This is a genomic window from Enterovibrio gelatinilyticus (assembly GCF_028683095.1).
Classification (GTDB): Bacteria; Pseudomonadota; Gammaproteobacteria; order Enterobacterales; family Vibrionaceae; genus Enterovibrio; species Enterovibrio gelatinilyticus.
This window is the reverse complement of record NZ_JAJUBC010000020.1, coordinates 17,486-36,092: the sequence shown is the minus strand read 5'-3', so window position 1 is coordinate 36,092 and position 18,607 is coordinate 17,486. Positions and strand designations below refer to the sequence as shown.

Annotated in this window: 18 protein-coding genes; 9 read left to right on the top strand and 9 right to left on the bottom strand. The window is 46.7% G+C overall.

Going from position 1 to position 18,607, the window contains the following annotated elements; translation table 11 throughout:
* Positions 1-140: 140 nt before the first annotated feature.
* Complete coding sequence (locus tag LRP50_RS16495) at positions 141-518, top strand: MarR family transcriptional regulator (RefSeq protein ID WP_274165563.1); 378 nt, start codon at positions 141-143, stop codon at positions 516-518.
* 346 nt (positions 519-864) lie between these two features.
* On the top strand, positions 865-1,275 hold the full coding sequence (locus LRP50_RS16490) for a hypothetical protein (protein ID WP_274165562.1): 411 nt from the start codon (positions 865-867) through the stop codon (positions 1,273-1,275).
* Positions 1,276-1,396: 121 nt separating this feature from the next.
* Here LRP50_RS16490 and LRP50_RS16485 read toward each other — a convergent pair whose 3' ends face one another.
* Together LRP50_RS16485 and LRP50_RS16480 are read right to left on the bottom strand one after the other, a co-directional pair.
* On the bottom strand, positions 1,397-2,806 hold the full coding sequence (locus LRP50_RS16485; protein WP_274165561.1) for a basic amino acid/polyamine antiporter: 1,410 nt from the start codon (positions 2,804-2,806) through the stop codon (positions 1,397-1,399).
* A 227-nt stretch (positions 2,807-3,033) separates the two neighbouring features.
* Positions 3,034-3,561: a SulA-like leucine-rich domain-containing protein gene (locus tag LRP50_RS16480; RefSeq protein WP_274165560.1), complete on the bottom strand. Its 528-nt coding sequence runs from the start codon at positions 3,559-3,561 to the stop codon at positions 3,034-3,036.
* 273 nt (positions 3,562-3,834) lie between these two features.
* Here LRP50_RS16480 and LRP50_RS16475 point away from each other — a divergent pair, with 273 nt between their 5' ends.
* A complete protein-coding gene (locus tag LRP50_RS16475; RefSeq protein ID WP_274165559.1) occupies positions 3,835-4,476 on the top strand; it encodes a thiopurine S-methyltransferase in 642 nt (213 codons plus the stop codon).
* Positions 4,477-4,577: 101 nt separating this feature from the next.
* Here the strand turns inward: LRP50_RS16475 and purT are convergent, their stop codons facing one another.
* From purT to sbcB, 7 genes are all read right to left on the bottom strand, one after another.
* Complete coding sequence (gene purT, locus LRP50_RS16470; protein ID WP_274165558.1) at positions 4,578-5,753, bottom strand: formate-dependent phosphoribosylglycinamide formyltransferase; 1,176 nt, start codon at positions 5,751-5,753, stop codon at positions 4,578-4,580.
* Between the two features lie 176 nt (positions 5,754-5,929).
* Entirely contained in the window at positions 5,930-6,814 is an 885-nt protein-coding gene (locus tag LRP50_RS16465; RefSeq protein ID WP_274165557.1) for a DMT family transporter, read from the bottom strand.
* 121 nt (positions 6,815-6,935) lie between these two features.
* Positions 6,936-7,823 (bottom strand): cytidine deaminase, encoded by an 888-nt coding sequence (gene cdd, locus LRP50_RS16460; RefSeq protein WP_274165556.1) that lies wholly within the window; start codon positions 7,821-7,823, stop codon positions 6,936-6,938.
* Positions 7,824-7,958: 135 nt separating this feature from the next.
* Positions 7,959-8,663 carry a CidB/LrgB family autolysis modulator gene (locus LRP50_RS16455; protein ID WP_420791233.1) on the bottom strand — a complete coding sequence of 235 codons (705 nt, stop codon included), beginning with the start codon at positions 8,661-8,663 and terminating at the stop codon, positions 7,959-7,961.
* Positions 8,663-9,010 (bottom strand): CidA/LrgA family protein, encoded by a 348-nt coding sequence (locus tag LRP50_RS16450; protein ID WP_274165554.1) that lies wholly within the window; start codon positions 9,008-9,010, stop codon positions 8,663-8,665. Before LRP50_RS16450 ends, LRP50_RS16455 begins: the two co-directional genes overlap by 1 nt.
* 117 nt (positions 9,011-9,127) lie before the next feature.
* Positions 9,128-9,628, bottom strand: coding sequence for a hypothetical protein (locus LRP50_RS16445; RefSeq protein ID WP_274165553.1), 501 nt, complete (start codon positions 9,626-9,628; stop codon positions 9,128-9,130).
* 134 nt (positions 9,629-9,762) lie between these two features.
* Positions 9,763-11,187: an exodeoxyribonuclease I gene (gene sbcB / locus LRP50_RS16440; RefSeq protein WP_274165552.1), complete on the bottom strand. Its 1,425-nt coding sequence runs from the start codon at positions 11,185-11,187 to the stop codon at positions 9,763-9,765.
* Between the two features lie 262 nt (positions 11,188-11,449).
* On the opposite strand from sbcB, the gene LRP50_RS16435 reads away from it, so the two are divergent.
* From LRP50_RS16435 to LRP50_RS16410, 6 genes are all read left to right on the top strand, one after another.
* Positions 11,450-12,340: a TauD/TfdA dioxygenase family protein gene (locus LRP50_RS16435; RefSeq protein ID WP_274165551.1), complete on the top strand. Its 891-nt coding sequence runs from the start codon at positions 11,450-11,452 to the stop codon at positions 12,338-12,340.
* A 548-nt stretch (positions 12,341-12,888) separates the two neighbouring features.
* The gene (locus tag LRP50_RS16430; protein WP_274165550.1) at positions 12,889-14,544 is read left to right on the top strand and encodes a peptide ABC transporter substrate-binding protein; all 1,656 of its coding nucleotides are present in this window, start codon (positions 12,889-12,891) and stop codon (positions 14,542-14,544) included.
* 9 nt (positions 14,545-14,553) lie between these two features.
* A complete protein-coding gene (locus LRP50_RS16425; RefSeq protein WP_274165549.1) occupies positions 14,554-15,501 on the top strand; it encodes an ABC transporter ATP-binding protein in 948 nt (315 codons plus the stop codon).
* Positions 15,502-15,511: 10 nt separating this feature from the next.
* Positions 15,512-16,528 (top strand): ABC transporter ATP-binding protein, encoded by a 1,017-nt coding sequence (locus tag LRP50_RS16420; protein WP_274165548.1) that lies wholly within the window; start codon positions 15,512-15,514, stop codon positions 16,526-16,528.
* Positions 16,525-17,493 carry an ABC transporter permease gene (locus LRP50_RS16415; RefSeq protein ID WP_274165547.1) on the top strand — a complete coding sequence of 323 codons (969 nt, stop codon included), beginning with the start codon at positions 16,525-16,527 and terminating at the stop codon, positions 17,491-17,493. The genes LRP50_RS16420 and LRP50_RS16415 overlap by 4 nt, the downstream gene beginning before the upstream one ends.
* Positions 17,490-18,434: an ABC transporter permease gene (locus LRP50_RS16410; RefSeq protein WP_274165546.1), complete on the top strand. Its 945-nt coding sequence runs from the start codon at positions 17,490-17,492 to the stop codon at positions 18,432-18,434. Before LRP50_RS16415 ends, LRP50_RS16410 begins: the two co-directional genes overlap by 4 nt.
* The last annotated feature ends 173 nt before the right edge of the window (positions 18,435-18,607 follow it).

Genomic DNA, 18,607 nt, shown 5'->3' with positions numbered 1-18,607 from the left:
CCGACACTTGGCTCAACTTTCATCCGAAAACACGGTTAGCGCTATAAAACCCATGCGGATTTTGGTATAAAACGCGCTTTGTTTTTCACCCTGCTGTATCAGGGGATGCTTAACGCAGTGCATCGGAGTAGGACGATTTAATGAAGATCTCTCATAAACGTAAAGTTCAAGGCAAACTTCAAAAACACATTAAAGCAGTGAAATCAGCTTCAGTGGCGTCTTTGAAAAAAGAAAAGCCAGCGAAAGCCGTTGTAGCGGCAAAACCGGCTATTGAGCCAAAAACTGAAACAGCACCTAAAGTTGTGGCGAGTACTTCTCTGACTCCGAAACAACAGCAGGTTCTGGATATTGTCCGTCAAAATGCTGAAGGTCTTAATCCTAAAGGAATCGGTCTAGCGGCTGGCCAGGAAGAAGCGAAAGCGGCTTCATGGGCGAGCGCGGCATTGAAGAAACTGGCAGAAGAGGGTGTGGTTGAACGCCTACAAGTGGGTAGCAAGGTGCTTTACAAAGCGCTTTAATTTCTCCACCGCTTCATAAAGTTTTGGACCAGCTTTCGAGCTGGTTTTTTTGTAGGCAATTTTCGCTAAAAATTACACCACTGTTAACGTGCTGTAGCCGTTAATGATGGTGTTTTTGTTTATGAACAATGAATCGCTGATCAAGCCCAAACTTCTCGTTTATTTGCGAGATTACTCTCGAAAAATACATATAGTGAGTGGTAATTTGAATGTGCCTAGTTTGTTTAATACACCTGTTTATTAAACCAATGAGGGTTATACCAAGCAAGCCTACATCTTCAGGTTGCTTGGGTGTAGTTAGCATTTGGATGCGAATTGGATTGAAAATAAAGCAGCAGGATTTGCTATGACAGGATATGTTGGTGGAACGGAGAGTCATCTGAGTGGCGTAATCAACTTTGATTACACTCACTTTCTCTGTGAGTCTAGCCGCGAGAGCTGGACTTTTTCTCAAGCCCTAATGGTGCAAGTATCACGCTGGCGTCGTCGTGGCGCAATTGAGCCAGAGAATACTAACTGTGCCTTTCCAAGTGAGGCGTTTGCATCCGCTGTTAGCCATTCACTCTCTTCTTTGTACAGTGATGTTTCTAATCTGATCACCTTGATTGAAGAGGCAAAGAAACAGCACATTGAAGCGCTGAACATCATGCTACCTTACGCACTTGATGAGAGTGAGTTGGATAAAATTCGTCGTAAAACTCATGTTCAAATCACACAGCTGGAAGAAGAGCGTGATGTCCTTCAGGTTCAGTTTTAGCTGTGAAGTTTGTTTGCCAAATACCTAGCTAATTACCTCGCCGTTTATTTGCGTAGGTTTGCTCATTTGATGATGATTGTGAGTAGGGGTGAAAAACGGCGTTTCAATGGTATATCCCGCCTTAAAGTTTCACTCCGTTGGCAATCAGATAAACGGCAACAATGCCTGCAATCACAACACCAATAAGAATGAACTTGTTCCTTCCTTTGAATGCAGGCTCGCCGCTTTCGTGCTTCGCAAACAGATAAAATGCAATGCCGGGAAGATACAAGAGCGTTGCTAGAAGCAGGTGGTGGAACCCAGAGGCGTAAAGTAACCAAATGCCATAAAGTGTCGCTAGTGTTGCGATCATCCTTACTCGTGTGGTGCTCAGTTCGACACGCGATAATTTAAGAAGATAAGCTCCCACCAATAAATACGGCACCAAAATCATTTCCGATGCAACAGTGAGAAGGTCGTCATAACCTCCTCCAATGAGATACATAAAAATTAAACACAGTTGCACCACCGAACTGGTTAGCCAGAGCGAATGTGTGGGCGCACCGTTGCTATTGGTTTTCGCAAAGCATTTTGGAAACATGCCATCTTTTGCCGCCGTATAAGGTGTCTCTGTCGCCAGCAGAGTCCAACTTAGGTAGGCGCCACAGACCGAAATAATTAAACCTGTACCAATGATGACAACACCCGCCTTACCAATTAATGCCTCGAGAATTTTCGCTGTTGATGGGTTAGGGTATTTCGCAAGTTCAGGCGTTGAAACTACCCCCATTGCAAGCAAAGTGACTGACACGTATAAGAATAGGCAGGTTAATAGCCCCAGAATAGTTGCTCGACCAACATCTTTACGATTCTGTGCTCGGCTCGAGACCACGACAGCGCCTTCAACGCCAATAAATACCCACACAGTGATCAGCATGGTTTGTTTTACCTGATCAAACAGGCTGGGTTCGTTGGCGATAGTCACACCGCTAAAATCGAAGGTAAAGGTGTGCCATTTGAAAGCAAATAACGCAGCGACAATGAAGATGATGATAGGGATAAGTTTAGCGATGGTAGTGACATAGTTGACGATGGCTGCAGTTTGGACGCCACGCATTACCAATGCGTGGACGAGCCAGATCAGAATGGATGATAACCCAACAGATAGAAGGGTATTTCCATTGCCAAACAGCGTCATTGAGCTCGTGTCGAAGAACAAACCCAATGTGCTAAAAACGATAACGAGGTAAGAGACATTCGCGACGGCAGCACTTAGCCAATAACCCCATGCAGAAAAGAACCCACAAAGATCGCCAAACCCTGCCTGAGCATATCCAAATACACCGCCAGTAATGTCGGGTTTGTTCATGGTCAATTCTTGAAACGTCAGTGCGAGACAGACCATGCCAAAACCCGTAATCGCCCAACCAAGTGTCACGGCGGCAGGACTAGCGATGGCTGCCATGTTTTGCGGCAAGCTAAATACTCCCGCACCAATCATTGAACCAATGACGAGCGCAGTGAGCGCCTTTAAATCTAACTTATTACCCAAAATAACTGCCCATGCTATCAATCTAAGAAGTGAAAGAGTGAAGTGGCTGAGTATAGTTAACAAAATCTATGGGTCATTTGTTCAGAAATGGGATTTGAAAATAATGGATGCGATTGATGAATCAAAGAATGTAGAGGTGCAGGTCTAATTCATAAAGGTTTCGCGACAATCAGAATCGTTGATAGCTGATTGTCGCGAGGCAGTGTTTGTTGTTTATAACCATTGGATCAGTGCAGGCGTTCAGAAAATCCATTGATGACAAAGCCTTGGGCTTGAGTATTTTCTTCGCCTGACGTTATGCACTGTTGTTGCAAAACGGTGTCATTAAAATCTTCATACTCACCAAAAGCAATCACGGCAGACGAAGTATCTGATGCCATCGCTTTCTTCATCAATGCAATTGCATCATGTGTTGAAGTAGGCCTTGCAATACGGATTTGAGATGTCTGAATACCCGCCTGTTGAAAAAGAGACAAACAAAAACGAGACGGCGGGGCAATCAAGGTAATCCATTTTTGGCTTTCACTAAATGACTTTAAGACTCGAAGCAAGTAAGCCAATTCACTCATATTGTTTTGGTAAACGTTGACCGAAACCAATCCCCCATTTGAATTACCTTCCTGAGAAAAGGTATTTGAACCAGTATGACGATAGCTTTTTGCACCGGCAGCAAGACGAGCATAATGCTCACGCACGACTGGGCGTGAAAGCGACTGATGAGGTACTGAATGGGGAGTTGCATACGAGTGTTTCATCTCAAATTCCTGTATGTTTATCCAATACTGTATGCCTATACAGTAGTTATTATTTACACAAAAAACAATAGGGAATGAGAAAACATCGAGACGCTGATCACGAATATGGGCGTATTGATCCTTTGAAACTTACATGGCGTGCTCGGATATACGAGTTTTATTGTATATGTTTTGTTGAGTCATACCTTGAGGATGCAGTTCGTCGGCCAACAAAACCATGTTGTTTGGGTATATGATAGAGGCCACTGTAAGTATTTTTCTAGAGAGCTGAAGATGGATCAGGAATTTTGGCATAATCGCTGGGCAGAGAATCGAATTGGCTTTCACCTCACAGAGACAAACCCTTCTTTATTAAAGCATTGGCAAGCTCTTCATCCTCAGCGTCATGAGGCGGTATTCGTGCCGATGTGCGGTAAGTCGGTCGACCTAAGCTGGCTTGCGAGCAAGCATGATGATGTTGTTGGTGTTGAGCTAAGTGAGATCGCTGTTCGTGCGTTTTTCTCTGAGCATTTATATACCCCCTTGGTGACCGCAATCAGCCCAATGATGAAGCTGTATCAATTTGATGAAGTCTCCATCTACAGTGGAGACTATTTCTCTGCGCCATTGGCTCAGTATCCACTGATCTATGACCGTGCAGCACTGATTGCTATGCCAGGTAACCTTCGTCAGCGTTATGTGGCTCGTTTGCTTTCTTTGTTGAAGCCGGGTGGGCGTATTTTATTGGTTACCTTGGATTATCCTCAGGATCAAATGGATGGCCCTCCATTTAGTGTGACTGGCGATGAAGTGCATTCGTTGTTTGATGGCTACAAGATCACTTGCCTTGATCGTGATGAAAACAGCGATCGGCCACCAAAGGGTAAAGCGGCGAGTCATTTTGTGGAAGAAGTCTGGCTTATCGAGTCAGAGTAAGCCAGGTTACCGCTCCGTTAATTGTACGGGCTCAATAAACACGCCACCCATTAAGGTGGCGTGTTTGATTACGGCGGTTGTAGATTGAAGTAATAGAGAAACTACAGCTCAACTTTTACGGCAGAGGCTACAGCGACTGCTTTGCTTATCGCAGCATCAATCGTGTTGTCACGTGCTAGCGCAACGCCAAGGCGGCGTTGACCATCAATGTCAGGTTTACCAAACAAACGAACTTGCGAATCTTGGTGGCGCAGCGCTTGTGTTAGACCCGTAAATCCTATGTTGTTTGACGTGCCTTGGCCTAAAATCACTGCGGATGCGGAAGGGCCGAACTGCCTAATGTTGTTGATGGGTAGTCCTACAAAAGCGCGAACATGAAGGGCGAATTCTGACAAATCCTGAGAAATCAATGTCACCATACCGGTATCGTGTGGGCGAGGGGAAACCTCACTGAACAGCACTTCGTCACCTTTAACAAATAGCTCGACGCCGAACAAACCATAGCCGCCTAATGCCCCCACCACTTTTCTGGCAACGTCTTCCGCGGCAGCACGCGCTTTATCACTCATTACTTGTGGTTGCCATGATTCGCGATAGTCACCGTCTTCTTGGCGATGTCCAATTGGTGCGCAGAAATGAATGCCATCAATCGCGCTAATGGTAAGCAGGGTAATTTCGTAATCAAACTCGACAAAGCCTTCGATGATGACGCGTCCGGCACCTGCACGCCCACCTTCTTGAGCGTATGCCCAAGATGCCTCAATGTCAGCATCGGTTTTAATCACACTTTGGCCTTTGCCAGAGGAGCTCATCACCGGCTTAATCACACAGGGTTTACCCACAGATTCGACTGCACTGCTGAATGCTTCAAATGTATCGGCAAATGCATAAGGTGATGTGGCGACACCAAGGTCTTCTGCAGCTAAGCGGCGGATGCCCTCACGGTTCATGGTGAGTTGGGTAGCGCGTGCGGTAGGGATAACATTGAGCCCCTCTTTTTCTAGCTCAACAAGGCGGTCTGTTGCAATCGCCTCGATTTCTGGGACAACAAAGTCAGGTTTTTCTTGTGCAATGATCGCGGCGAGCGCATCACCATCAAGCATATCGACGACATGGCTGCGATGTGCGACTTGCATCGCGGGTGCATCAGCGTAGCGATCACAAGCGATGACTTCAATGCCAAGACGTTGGCATTCGATGGCCACTTCCTTACCTAATTCACCAGAGCCTAATAGCAAAACACGCGTTGCGCCCGGACGAGTAGCAGTTCCAAACATGATTATCTTCCAACAATGCAATTAACTGCTGGTGATTTTACCTTAAGCAAACGTTTGCGCAAGCGTTTGCTTTGGCGGTTGGTCCGTTATTGGTTGCTATGATTCTGATTGAGTATGGGCGTACTGAAACAAACGGCCACTAAAAGTGGCCGTTTGTATACGAGAGTTCTAGCGGCTTAAGCCGTTCTTGGTTTGCGAGTTTCCCAATGTGTAATGAAAAACACGGCAGCGACAATAATGGCAGCACCCAACCACAAACGACCTGGCGGTACCCAGCCAAACACTAAGAAACCAAATAGCACGTTGAGTGGCAGTTTTGCGTTATCAAAAGGCTGCACAAATGACGCATCTGCCGCCGCATAGGCTTTGGCTATGGCCCATTGCGCAATGGCAGTTAGTAAGCCAGCCCCGAGAAGCATGAGCCAAGCTGTGTTACCTGTTGGCAGCGTCCATTCGGGGATCGCCAAAACAATGTTGAACGGGGTAATAAGCAGAAGGAGATAAACCACCATGGTTGTTGGTGAATCTGCATGAGATAACTTTTTCACCATCAAGGAGTATGTCGCCCAGAAGAATGCAGCCCCAATGGGTAATAGTGTCGCCAAGTTAAAATCATCAGACCATGGCTCAAGAATGATCATTGCGCCGATAAACCCGCTTAACGTAGCTATCCAACGGGCAGGGCCAACACGTTCACCCAGAAATAAACCTGAGCCTATGGTGGCGAACAAGGGGGATGTCATTAGCAGCGCGATACCTTGCCAAATCGGTACGGGGTAGGCAAGCGCCCACAACCAAAGTTGTATCCCAATGACTGAGAAGAACACGCGTAAACAGTGCATGCCGAGATGGTCGGTTTTTAATGCTTCACGAATTCCCATGCTACGCAGCCAAGGGATCATCGCAACAAGCGCAATGAAGTATTGGATAAAGGCGACCGTCGTAGAAGGCAGTTGCATCTTGAAGCTAACATATTGGGCTAGACTATTGACCATCGCGAAGCAAACGCCAGCGGTAAGCATCCAAGAAGCGCCAATAATGGGGTTGTGAGGTTGGCTCATGCGTGTTCAGAATTTAGAAAAAGTGACGTGATAGTAGCTAACTTTTAACGCGGGGTATAACGAAAACGCCAGTGTTTGCTGGCGTTTTTCTTTTTTGGACGACAAATGTGCGTTATTAGCGCTAAATCGCCAAATAACCCAACGGAATGTCTGGGTTTAGTGCTTCAAGAATAGCTTGTGTATCTTGCAGATGGCTAACAACAGCACGGGCTTTTTCAACCAGAACAACCTCTTGGATGTCCTCCAATTTAACGTCAGCCAAGTTCATCGCAATGAGAGCAACTTGAAGTGGTGGAAGGCTTGGATTGAATGCCGCATTTTCAGCATACATGCCAGAATATACGTTGCCGTTGATGTCTCGAATTGCTGCACCACTCAAATTGTGTGAGTAGGGGGCATGGCTACGATTGGTTGCCGCGACGGCAGCTTGTACAAGTGGCTCGTCTTCACTGATAGTTAAACCGTGATCAACCGGCGCAAGCAGAGGCTGTTCGATACCGAGGTCTGCTGGCCCAAATGGCTCAGGCAAATATTCATGCAGCAATTTGGCATCACGGTTGGGCAGTTGAATGTTGAGCTTATCAGCGCCGTTAATTTCGTTCATAAACTGGCGGCAGTGACCACAAGGGCTGTAGTTAATTGTGATGTCTTTTAGTGCCGTTTCGCCTTTTAACCATGCATGACTAATGGCTGATTGCTCTGCATGAACAGCTTGGCTCAATTGAACGCCTTCAAACTCCATGTTTGCACCAAAGTAGAGCTTGCCTGATTCGCCACGAGCAATAGCACCGACATAAAATTTAGAGATGGGTGCAACAGAATAGGCTGCTGCCAAAGGCAGTAATGCAACGCGCAGGTCTTGATCTGACAAGCCTGTGATTTCAAGCAAGTTATCGTATTCTTGTGCGCTAATAGTCGCATCAAATTCTGGAGAAGCGCACAGCGTTTCTATGGCTTCTTTCAGTGGCGACGAAAGCGCTGAAATGGCTTGTTGAATGCTAACTCGCATGTTTGCTCCAAAGGCAATGGTATGGCTGAGTATTCTACGGGCAAACGCTGGATAATAAACGTGATCAAAATCACTAAGTCAGTGCAATCATATCTCATGTTTCATAAATATAGGTGACCTCACATGAATTCGATTTCATTTGAAGCAAGTCGTGATTGCGTTGCAATTAACAAATAACTCAACGATATGGAAGATAAATGGGGCAAGTATTGCACTGATAATGCCGCAAATAACCAATGCTAACGAACTGAACGCACCTTCCTGATAGTTTGTCTCTGCTGCTTTTGCCGTTCCAATTGCGTGAGATACTGCGCCAATTGATAATCCACGCGCCAACGGTGATTTGATCTTCATGGCGTTTAAAAGTGGGTAAGCGAACAGTGCCCCGAGTAGACCTGCAATAACCACCAGAGCGGCAGTAACCGCGGGTATGCCGCCAATACTTTCAGCCGTACTTAATGCAAAGGGCGTAGAAATCGACTTGGGCAAGACAGACGCCGCAATTTGTAAATCGCCGCCAGCTAGAAGAGCGATAACGGATCCAAGAATCATTGATAGAACACTTGCACCTGTACAAGCTATCAATATGATTTTCCATTGGCGTCGAATCACGTGCATTTGTTCGTAGAGAGGATAAGCCAGAGCGATCACTGCTGGGCCGAGCATAAAGTTTATGATGGCATTTTGGTCAAAATAGGTTTCATAGGTATTGTCCGTGAATACCAGTAATGGCATTAATACCAACATACTGAGCAGCATCGGATTAAAGACGGGATGGCGTAACTTCAGCGCAACCTGACGGGCAATAAAATACGTGACTAATGTAGCGAACAACCAAATCATTCTTCGCTCCCCTGAGATCTATCAACGAGTTTTGCCACAATAACGAACACCAACAGTGAGCTTAGTGCTGTGGCACTGAGTAGTGGAATTGAATCGCTGATGAGCAAATGGAAATGGTTCATTAATCCCATGCTGGCTGGAATGAAAAACAGCGGCATGATGGTGATGAGCAATGTACAGGAATCTTTAACCCAGCGAGCGGGTACTATACCTGTTGTGAGGCTCACAAAAAGTAACAGCATACTTACGATGCTGCTGGGTATGGGAAGATGTAACAGCTGAGTCAACAAACTACCAATCAGGTAGTAAACGGCAATGAGGACAAAGCCAAGAAGATGTTTCACGGAGAAAAGCCAGCAAGGTTGAACGTAATGCTATTTTAAACTGAGCTGGCTATGAAAATCTTGTTCAATGCGAGGTTATTCCCACTATTGCACATTAGTTAGGCAAATGTGTTCGTGTTACATAAAGTAGGCAAATGCAGCGGCCACCGTTAAGAGCGATATCAATGTGACAGCGATAATAGGAAGAATGTGACGATTGGTACCGATGTTATCAATCACAGGTTCGTCAATGTGAACATCGAGCGGATCTGGCACGGATGGATCCGGCGCAGGCATCGCCTGGCGTTGGTAGGTCTTTTGAGGCAAAGAGACGCGATAACCATGATCACCAACCACATCTAACGGAAGTGCTTTTTCGCCTTGTCGATATGACTTAGATAGCAGTGAGCACAGACTGCTTTGATGCTGAGAAAATGAAGAATCAGGCAGAGAAGTGGATGCATAGAGCACGCGAGCAGATAGCACCTCCCCCGCATGATAACAAAGCATTTCCAGCAACCGACATTCTTCATAGGTGAGTGTTGTCACAGAGCTGTCTTGCCAATACAAGGAGCGGCTTTCAGGCTCGAAATCGACGTCAGAAAATCGGTAGCATCGACTGTTAACTTTCGTGACCATTTAATCATCCATATCACTATCTCTTATAAGAAAAGTGTGGACTCAAATCACAGAATTTCAACCGTAACACCCCTGTTTATTCAGGGGTGTATAGCGCACATCACACGGTATTTAGGGAAAGTCAGTGATAAACACTAAGATACAAGCGATTCAACGTAATGATAAACGGACTTAAGGATGGACAATTTTTTTTCATCGCTTTGATGTTCTTCCACCAGATCTTCTAACCGCGTCATATATTCGGGCAAGTGAGTTTCGAAATAATCACGACGATGAAGGTGCCAGTTTTTCTGTTCGCTATCGGTTAGCGTCCATGAGAAGTTTCGAGCACGATAACGGAATAACAATGGCTTAATACGTTGGTCTGACACTTTAATATCAAGCGCGGCAAGGTTTTCAGGCTTAGTTTGACGAATGATATCCATGGTAGAGCGATCAGACGGTGAGAAAAAGCCATTGTATAACTCGGCGTCTACATTATTGGAGGTCGCATATTCTGGCTTCTCCGCATATAGCGCGACCAGTTTCTCTCGAACCTCTGGATGGGCTTGAAGTTTTTTGAGATTTTCCAAGCAGAACTGACGATCGATACCTAGCCTTTCTGCATCTTCAGGTCGCAAGGTCTTAGCTTCAGCAAGCACTGGGCATTTATTGATATGAATGAGCTTTATAGGGGCTGGAAGTTCATCATGGGCGAGGTCAGCGCGTTTGGTGTAAAGACGCTCGCGCAGGGCATCGGCATCGAGATCAAATAAAGGGGTAGGGTCTAACGCTAAATCGACAGCAATAACCGCATTCTTGTTGTCTGGGTGCCAAGCAACAGGCACAACCCAGCTTGTGTTACCGCGCTCTGTGCCGAACATGCCAGATACATGAACCAATGGTTTCATGGCAACAATATCAATTAGTGCGGTCAGCTTGTTCTTATTGCGGTGCGTATATAGGTAATCAAATAAGCGAGGCTGGGCTTGCTTGAATTTTTTCGCCATTTCGATAGTGGCAATCACGTCTGCCATCGCGTCATGCGCATTGGCGTGTTCAATACCATTAGCGACCGACAAGTGTTCCAGTTTAAAGCTGGTAAACCCCTCTTGGTTCTCGGGCCACTCAATACCGTCTGGACGAAGCGCATATGCTGCGCGCATGGCATCTAAGAGATCCCATCTTGAATTCCCGTTTTGCCAGCTCCAGCCATACGGGTCAAAGAAGTTGCGATACAAGGTATAACGAGAAACTTCATCATCAAACCGGATATTGTTATAGCCAACGGAGCAAGTTCCTGGCTGAGAAAACTGCTCATGGATCTTCGCAATGAACTCTGGTTCAGGAAGGCCTCGACTTACCGCTGTTTGTGGTGTTATCCCCGTGATTAGACACGCTTCAGGTTGAGGAAGGTAGTCATTCGGTGGCTGACAGTAGATCACCAAGGGTTCACCAATGATATTGAAGTCTTTGTCTGTCCTTACTCCTGCAAATTGGCAGGGGCGATCAAGTGCTGGACTGATGCCAAAAGTTTCATAATCAAAGAAGAAGAATGTCGGTTCGTTGGTGTGTGCCACGTTGGTATCCAAGGGTTTGAAAGACGAGGCGATGTTACCGCAAATCAAAAGAGAAATCTTGCGGAGGAAAGGAAAATAGGTCGATAGCACCCTATGCCAACGAGTGGGGGATTTGGCGTCCAACGACTTATAATATTGTGTGATGGGTTGATCTAAGGAGCACACTGACGTTTTGTTGAGTTGCTAAGGTGTATGATGAACGATAAAGACGCTTTGCCCGTTCTAATACGTCGACAACCTGCTCAATCATTTGGAAGGACAGATGCTAACAATCACGCCACTCACTCCCCATATTGGCGCCATCATTGATGGTGTCGCGCTTGCATCGTGCAGCGACGACGATTTTGCACAGATATATCAGGCATTTTTGAACGACAAAGTGGTGTTTTTCAGAGATCAGTATCTTTCTCCTGATGAACAACTCGCACTTGCTCGTCGGTTTGGCGAGTTGGAAGCGCCGCATCCATTTTTCCCCCATGTTGATGGCTTCCCACAAGTGAGTGTGATTGAAACGACGCCGGGTAATCCGCCAGGGAAGAGCTATTGGCATACGGACATGACATGGCAAAAAGCGCCGCCAAAATGCTCAGTGCTTTGCGCTCAACATCTTCCTGATGAGGGAGGGGATACAATTTGGACGTCAATGGAAGCGGTATATCAATCCTTACCTAACGCAATGAAACAATCTTTGCAGGGACTAACGGCAACTCATGCTGTTCACGGTTTTGCCGGTAGTCGGTTTGATAAAACCAACGCGAAGGGCGAAAGTAAAGTTGCGCAGATAGCTGGCAAAATGAATGGGGTACAACACCCATTGGTCGTTCGTCATCCAGAAACAGATCACCCCAGTCTTTACATTAACGAACAGTTTTGCCAGTACATTGATAACCTCGATTTGGAATGTGTAGAAATAAACGCTCTCAGTGAAAAAAACGGCAAAGACGGGGATAATTTGCTGTCTTCACTATTTTCTCTGAGTCGTGAGGAGGCGTTTCAGGTTCGATTTACCTGGGAAGCAGGGAGTGTCGCTATTTGGGATAACCGCTGCACCCAACATTTCGCTGTCACGGATTATGGTGATAAGCCACGTAAACTTCATCGTGTGGTGGTTAAAGGCGAAAAACCGGCTGCCATGCCAACTCTGGATGTTTAAACCACACGCTATCGTCCCGTTTTAACTCCCGTCGACGATAGCCTGCCATCTTGAGGTCGCGGAATACGTCGTCCACTTCTCAATCTATTAGTGCCTAACTATTCACTGTGGGCTATGGTTTGGGTCGTCGAGGGATTGTGCGGATCTCACGTTAACCCTAGACAATTTAAGGGCTTGTAAGCGACCATCTGTATGTGTCGCTACCCTCACATGCTCTCCCTTCATAAACATACCGCATGATTACCCATAAAATTAGCATTGCCATTGTGATGCTTAATGTTTATTGGTGTAACCAATTGAGCTGTAAGTATTTAAATTGTTAAAAATGTTTAAATGCGACCTGTTCGGGCATTTTCGTGATTTATTTGTTCTTTCTGCATGAATTGTAAACAATGTGCAGTCGACAATAATCGAAACATATGTTTAACATTGAAGGCATATGCGCAATTTTCAACTGCATTTAGTTTTGGGGCTAATGAAACCACCTTAATTGCGCATGATATTTGGGTAACGGAATTTCCCCAGCTGCATACAAAGGAACTGATAAAATGAAGAAAACAATCCTCGCATTGGCGATGGCAGCACCTCTTGCGCTTTCGGCTGCATCAGCAAGCGCTGAAACCCTGAAAATCGGTATGTCTCAATACCCTGAAGGCTTGCACCCTATTCTCGTATCAAACGTTGCAGCTTCTTATATTCTTAGCACGGCGCATCGCGGCACCGTCATTTATGGTAAAGACTGGCTGTTACAATGTAACGCCTGTGTGGAAGTGCCAAGTTTTGAAAATGGTCTAGCGGAACGTATAAAGCTAGATGATGGAAGTGAAGGCATCAAAATGACCGTCACAATTCCTGACGATCTTTTCTGGGGCGATGGCGTTCCAGTCACCAGTAAAGACATTAAGCTGGGTTACGACATTGAAACGGACGAGCGTGTTGGAAATCCGGGTTTGCAAGAAGCAAAAACCATGGAAAAACTGGTTCTGCTTGATGACAAAAATTTCGAAGTGTACCTGAACAAGATTACGTTTAAGTACAATACCTTCATCCCAACGCCGATGCCTGCCCACGTGGAAGGCGAGCTATATGAGAGTGACCCAACCAGCTACTCGAAAACGACCAAGTACGCGACAGAGCCTACGAATCCCGGTCTTTACTACGGCCCATTTGTCATCGCCAAAGTAAATCCGGGCAGCTTTATTACTGCAGAACAAAACCCGCACTGGAAAGGTAAATCCCCCGTCATTGATGAGCTTATCTTTAAAGCAGTTGAAAATACGTCGGCGCTTGAAGCCCACTTACTTTCTGGTTCAGTTGACTATTTACCGGGCGAACTTGGCCTTTCTCTTGATCAAGTGCTTCAACTAGAAAAACGCCACGGCAATAAATTCAACGTTCACTATGAGCCGGGTCTGCTTTACGAGCACCTAGACACAACAATGGACAACCCGCATCTTGCTAAAAAAGAAGTGCGTCAAGCGCTGCTTTACGGCGCAAATCGCCAACAGCTAGTTGATAAATTGTTTGCGGGCAAACAGCCTGTTGCCGATACCAACGTGAGCCCGCGTGATACGACGTTCTTTGCTGATGTTAAGCGTTACGAATACAACCCAGAAAAAGCCAAGCAATTGCTTGTTGATGCGGGCTATACCCTGAAGAACGGTGTCATGGTTGATGGCGATGGTAATGAACTCCAAATTGAACTGATGACAACGGCGGGCAACAAGACTCGTGAGTTGGTACAGCAAGTGCTGCAATCACAGTGGAAACAGATTGGTGTGAAGGTGAACATTAATAACCAGCCAGCACGCGTCTACTTTGGTGAAACGTTGAACAAACGTAAGCACAAAGGCCTTGCAATGTTTGCTTGGTATTCATCACCAGAAAGCCCACCACGTACAACCTTGCTTTCAACCAACATTCCGACTGAAGATAACGGTTGGTCTGGCCAAAACTACATTGGCTACAAGAACCCAGCGATGGATGAACTGCTGAACAAAGTTGAAGCGGAACTGGATACTGAAAAGCGTAAGAAGATCTTCCATGAGATTCAGAACATTTACGCGGAAGATTTGCCGGCGCTGCCATTGTATTTCCGAGCAGATAGCTTTGTGATGCCGAAATGGCTAGAAGGTGTGACGCCGACGGGCCACATGTACCCGTCAACTAACTGGGTTGAAGAGTGGTACACCACTAAGAAGTAGGAGCCGTCAATGGAACAGACGATATTGGATGTTCGTCGTCTGCGGGTAGCCTTTAAAGGCTACCCAGCGGTTAACGATATCAGCTTTCATATTAAGAAAGGCGAGATTCTTGGTGTTGTGGGAGAGTCAGGTTGTGGTAAGAGCCTTGCTGCACTTACTTTGATGGGGCTTCAACCCAATGTCATGAAAGCCAGTGGTGAGGTGGTTTTCCGTGGTGAAAACCTTCTCAACAACAGTGATGCGGATTGGCAAAAAGTACGCGGTGAAGGCATCGCCATGATTTTCCAAGAGCCGATGACAGCGCTGAATCCTGTTGTGACTGTCGGCGATCAAATCGCGGAAATGTTTGAGCTTCACCGTGGTAGTAATCAAGCCGAATCAAAAGAACGTGCGATAGAAATGCTGGAAAGGGTGCATATCCCTGATCCGGTTCGACGCGCAAAAGCCTACCCACATGAACTCTCCGGTGGGATGCGACAGCGTGTAATGATTGCCATGGCACTGGCATGTGAACCGGAGCTGATCATCGCCGATGAACCGACAACGGCATTGGATGTGACGGTACAAGCGCAGGTTCTCGATTTGCTCGAAGAACTGCGCGATACCACAGGTACAGCGGTTCAGTTCATCAGCCACAACTTGGGCGTTGTTTCGCAGCTCGCAGAGCGCGTTATCGTGATGTATGCAGGGCGTATTGTAGAACAAGCGACAGCTGAAGAGCTATTTGCAAACCCGCAACACCCGTATACCCAAGGCTTATTGGCAACGTTACCTAAAATTGGTGGAGCACGTGATGTGTTGCCAGCGATTCCTGGAGCAGTGCCACCTCTTGATCTGCGAGGCAATGGATGCCCGTTTGCAGATCGCTGCGGTAAAGCAACGCCAACGTGTGTATCTACCATGCCTGAAACGGTTGAACTTAATGCCGTGCACACCGTTGCGTGTCACCATATCTAAGGACGGACCTATGACATTATTAAAACTAGACAATGTCTGTCAGCGCTACCCCATTGGACAAAAAGGGTGGTTTGGGAAACCTGCGCAAGAGTTGAAAGCCGTAAATAAGATTTCCCTTTCATTAGATGAAGGGGAAACCATTGCAATTGTTGGTGAGTCTGGTTGCGGAAAATCAACGCTAGGGCGCATGGTGGCGTTACTCGAACACCCTGTGGAAGGGACCGTAGAGTTAGCCGGTATTAAAACCGCAGATCTAAAAGGCGACGACCTCAAAGCGCTTCGACGTAAGCTAGGTTTGGTGTTTCAAGACCCATACTCAGCACTAAACCCTCGCTTACCTGTTTCTGAACTGGTGGGCGAACCGCTTGAGGTTTATAACGTTGGAGACAAGGCATCACGTAAGGCAAAGGTCATTGATGCTCTCATCGCGGTAGGGCTCAGCGAAGATGCTTTAGATCGTTACCCGCATGAGTTCTCTGGTGGTCAACGTCAGCGCATTTGTATTGCTCGTGCATTGGTACTTGAGCCTCAATTGATTATCGCGGATGAGCCTCTTTCAGCGCTCGATGTATCAGTGCAAAGCCAAGTCCTCAACTTGTTTGCAGAATTGCAGCGCGAACGAAACCTTTCTTTTTTCTTCATTAGCCATGACATGGCGGTGGTCGATTATCTTGCCGATACCATTGTGGTGATGTACTTAGGCCAGATTGTTGAGCAAGCGCCGCGCGATGCATTTTTTGCTAATCCCGCTCACCCTTACAGCCAAGCCTTATTAGCGGCAGTACCAGAAGTGGGCAGAGGAAAACGACGCAAAGGCTTATCACTGCAAGGTGATGTGCCAAGCCCAATCGATCCACCTAGTGGTTGTGCGTTTCACCCTCGCTGTGCGAAAGCGACAGACAAGTGCAAAACGGAAGCACCTATCGCGTCGCTATACGGCGGAGACAGCAAACACATTGTTGCGTGTCACTTTCCGAGTGAAGTGATAGATGCAAAAAAGTTTGATTGCAAGGAGGCCACGGTATGATGCAGTTCGTTATTGGCCGGGCATTACAAAGCGTATTTGTTCTGTTTTTGGTCTCATTTGTTTCTTACGCACTTATTGGTCTGATGCCTGGAGACCCGATTGATTTAATGGCAACGTCTGATCCGAACATGACAGCGGAAGATGTTGCCATGCTTAAAGCACTGCAAGGTTTGGATCAGCCGTTGGTTCAACGGTATTGGAACTGGCTGGTGGCAGCGGTGCAGGGGGATTTCGGTTACTCTCGTTTGTATTATCAACCCGCAGAAGATGTTCTCATTCCGGCGGTTTGGAACACCGTGAAACTGGTTGGTATTGCGACGGTTCTTTCACTGGTTATCGCGATACCTGTTGGTGTCATCGCAGCATTGAAACACCGCACTTGGGCGGATTACGTCATCAGTTTTGGTGCGTTTGTTGGCTTTTCAACGCCAGCGTTTTGGTTGGCTTTGATGCTGATCCTCGTATTCTCTGTGACACTAGGTTGGTTACCAGCAGGCGGAACCGGAGAAGCGGAAGGTGGCGGTTTTTGGATTGAAATTAAACACCTTATTCTTCCTGTTATTTCGCTGACCGTATTGAACGTGGCAAGCCATTCTCGTTACGTTCGTGGCACCATGCTAGAGGTGATGCGTCAGGACTACATTCGAACTGCGGTAGCAAAAGGGGCGTCAAGAACGCGTGTTATTTTCCGTCATGCGTTGCGTAACGCCATGATCCCTTTGGTCACCATTATCGCGTTGGATATTGGCTTTTTGTTGTCGGGTGCACTTATCACCGAAACCGTGTTCGCATGGCCGGGAATGGGCAAGCTAATCTTCGATGCCATCATGGGCAATGACTACAATCTTGCATTGCTTGGTTTGATGGTGATTACCTTTACCGCGCTATTGGGTAATTTGTTGGCAGATATTGCTTACGCGAAATTGGACCCACGAATCAGTCTGACAAAAGGAGCTTCAGCATGACACAAGACATGACAAATGCTGCTCCGGTAGCAGCGCCAAAGCGCCAAGCATCTTCACCATGGGTTTTAGTGTGGCATCGCTTTTGTAAGCACAAAGCCGGTCTGGTCAGTGGTGTATTTATTCTGCTATTCGCCATTCTTTGCTTTAGTGCGCCACTGCTTGCGAGTTGGTTTGGGCATGACCCATTTGAAGTAGACTTCTTTGCGCGTTTTGAACCCGCGAGTGACACGCACTGGTTGGGTGCTGATGAACTTGGGCGAGATGTCTTCCTTCGCTTGCTTTACGGCGGTCAAGTGTCGTTGTCTGTGGGCGCGGTTGCAGCACTCATGACCGCGGTTCTGGGTACATTGGTAGGTGTGTTTGCAGGTTACTTCGGCGGAAAGTTGGATGCGGTATTAATGCGTATTGCTGATTTCACGCTGTCTCTGCCTACACTGCCTCTGATGATCGTCATGGCAGCTGTAGATTTGAGTAAACTCGGTTTGCCTGAAAGCTGGGCGCAAGGCGAGAATGCAAGCTTCATTCGCATCATCGTTATTGTGGCTTTGTTTGGTTGGCCAACCACCGCGCGTTTGGTTCGCTCGGGTACGCTGTCGCTTCGAGAGCGCGACTATGTAAAAGCCGCTGTGGGCTATGGTGCATCACCATGGCGTATTATTCGCCGCCACGTACTTCCAAACGTTCTGTCACCCGTGATCATTGCGACCACGATGGCATTGGGTGGGGTAATATTGCTGGAAAGTGCATTGTCGTTCCTAGGGCTTGGCATTCAGCCACCAATGCCTTCTTGGGGCAATATGCTGCAAAATGCTCAGGAGGTTATTTGGCAGTCTCCGGGTTTGGCCATTTACCCAGGTATTGCAATATTGGTGACTGTGATGGCATTTAACTTTTTGGGTGATGCGCTGCAAGATGCGCTTGATCCTAAGTCAGATAACTAAACGTACTCTCACTTCCAAAAGCCAGCATCTGCTGGCTTTTTTGTTTTCCGACATATGAAATTTTTCTGGTTGGATCGACGATTCGTCAGTTACATCCAGAGTCTTCTTTTCAATTCACCTTAAACATGTAAAAATAATGCATGTTTTAAGATTCCATCTTTTAGGTGAATGCT

Coding starts and splice junctions, on each gene's coding strand:
- LRP50_RS16495 (WP_274165563.1), top strand. CDS start 141: ATGAAGATCTCTCATAAACGTAAAGTTCAAGGCAAACTTCAAAAACAC.
- LRP50_RS16490 (WP_274165562.1), top strand. CDS start 865: ATGACAGGATATGTTGGTGGAACGGAGAGTCATCTGAGTGGCGTAATC.
- LRP50_RS16480 (WP_274165560.1), bottom strand. CDS start 3,561: ATGAAACACTCGTATGCAACTCCCCATTCAGTACCTCATCAGTCGCTT.
- LRP50_RS16475 (WP_274165559.1), top strand. CDS start 3,835: ATGGATCAGGAATTTTGGCATAATCGCTGGGCAGAGAATCGAATTGGC.
- purT (WP_274165558.1), bottom strand. CDS start 5,753: ATGTTTGGAACTGCTACTCGTCCGGGCGCAACGCGTGTTTTGCTATTA.
- LRP50_RS16465 (WP_274165557.1), bottom strand. CDS start 6,814: ATGAGCCAACCTCACAACCCCATTATTGGCGCTTCTTGGATGCTTACC.
- cdd (WP_274165556.1), bottom strand. CDS start 7,823: ATGCGAGTTAGCATTCAACAAGCCATTTCAGCGCTTTCGTCGCCACTG.
- LRP50_RS16445 (WP_274165553.1), bottom strand. CDS start 9,628: ATGGTCACGAAAGTTAACAGTCGATGCTACCGATTTTCTGACGTCGAT.
- LRP50_RS16435 (WP_274165551.1), top strand. CDS start 11,450: ATGCTAACAATCACGCCACTCACTCCCCATATTGGCGCCATCATTGAT.
- LRP50_RS16430 (WP_274165550.1), top strand. CDS start 12,889: ATGAAGAAAACAATCCTCGCATTGGCGATGGCAGCACCTCTTGCGCTT.
- LRP50_RS16425 (WP_274165549.1), top strand. CDS start 14,554: ATGGAACAGACGATATTGGATGTTCGTCGTCTGCGGGTAGCCTTTAAA.
- LRP50_RS16420 (WP_274165548.1), top strand. CDS start 15,512: ATGACATTATTAAAACTAGACAATGTCTGTCAGCGCTACCCCATTGGA.
- LRP50_RS16415 (WP_274165547.1), top strand. CDS start 16,525: ATGATGCAGTTCGTTATTGGCCGGGCATTACAAAGCGTATTTGTTCTG.
- LRP50_RS16410 (WP_274165546.1), top strand. CDS start 17,490: ATGACACAAGACATGACAAATGCTGCTCCGGTAGCAGCGCCAAAGCGC.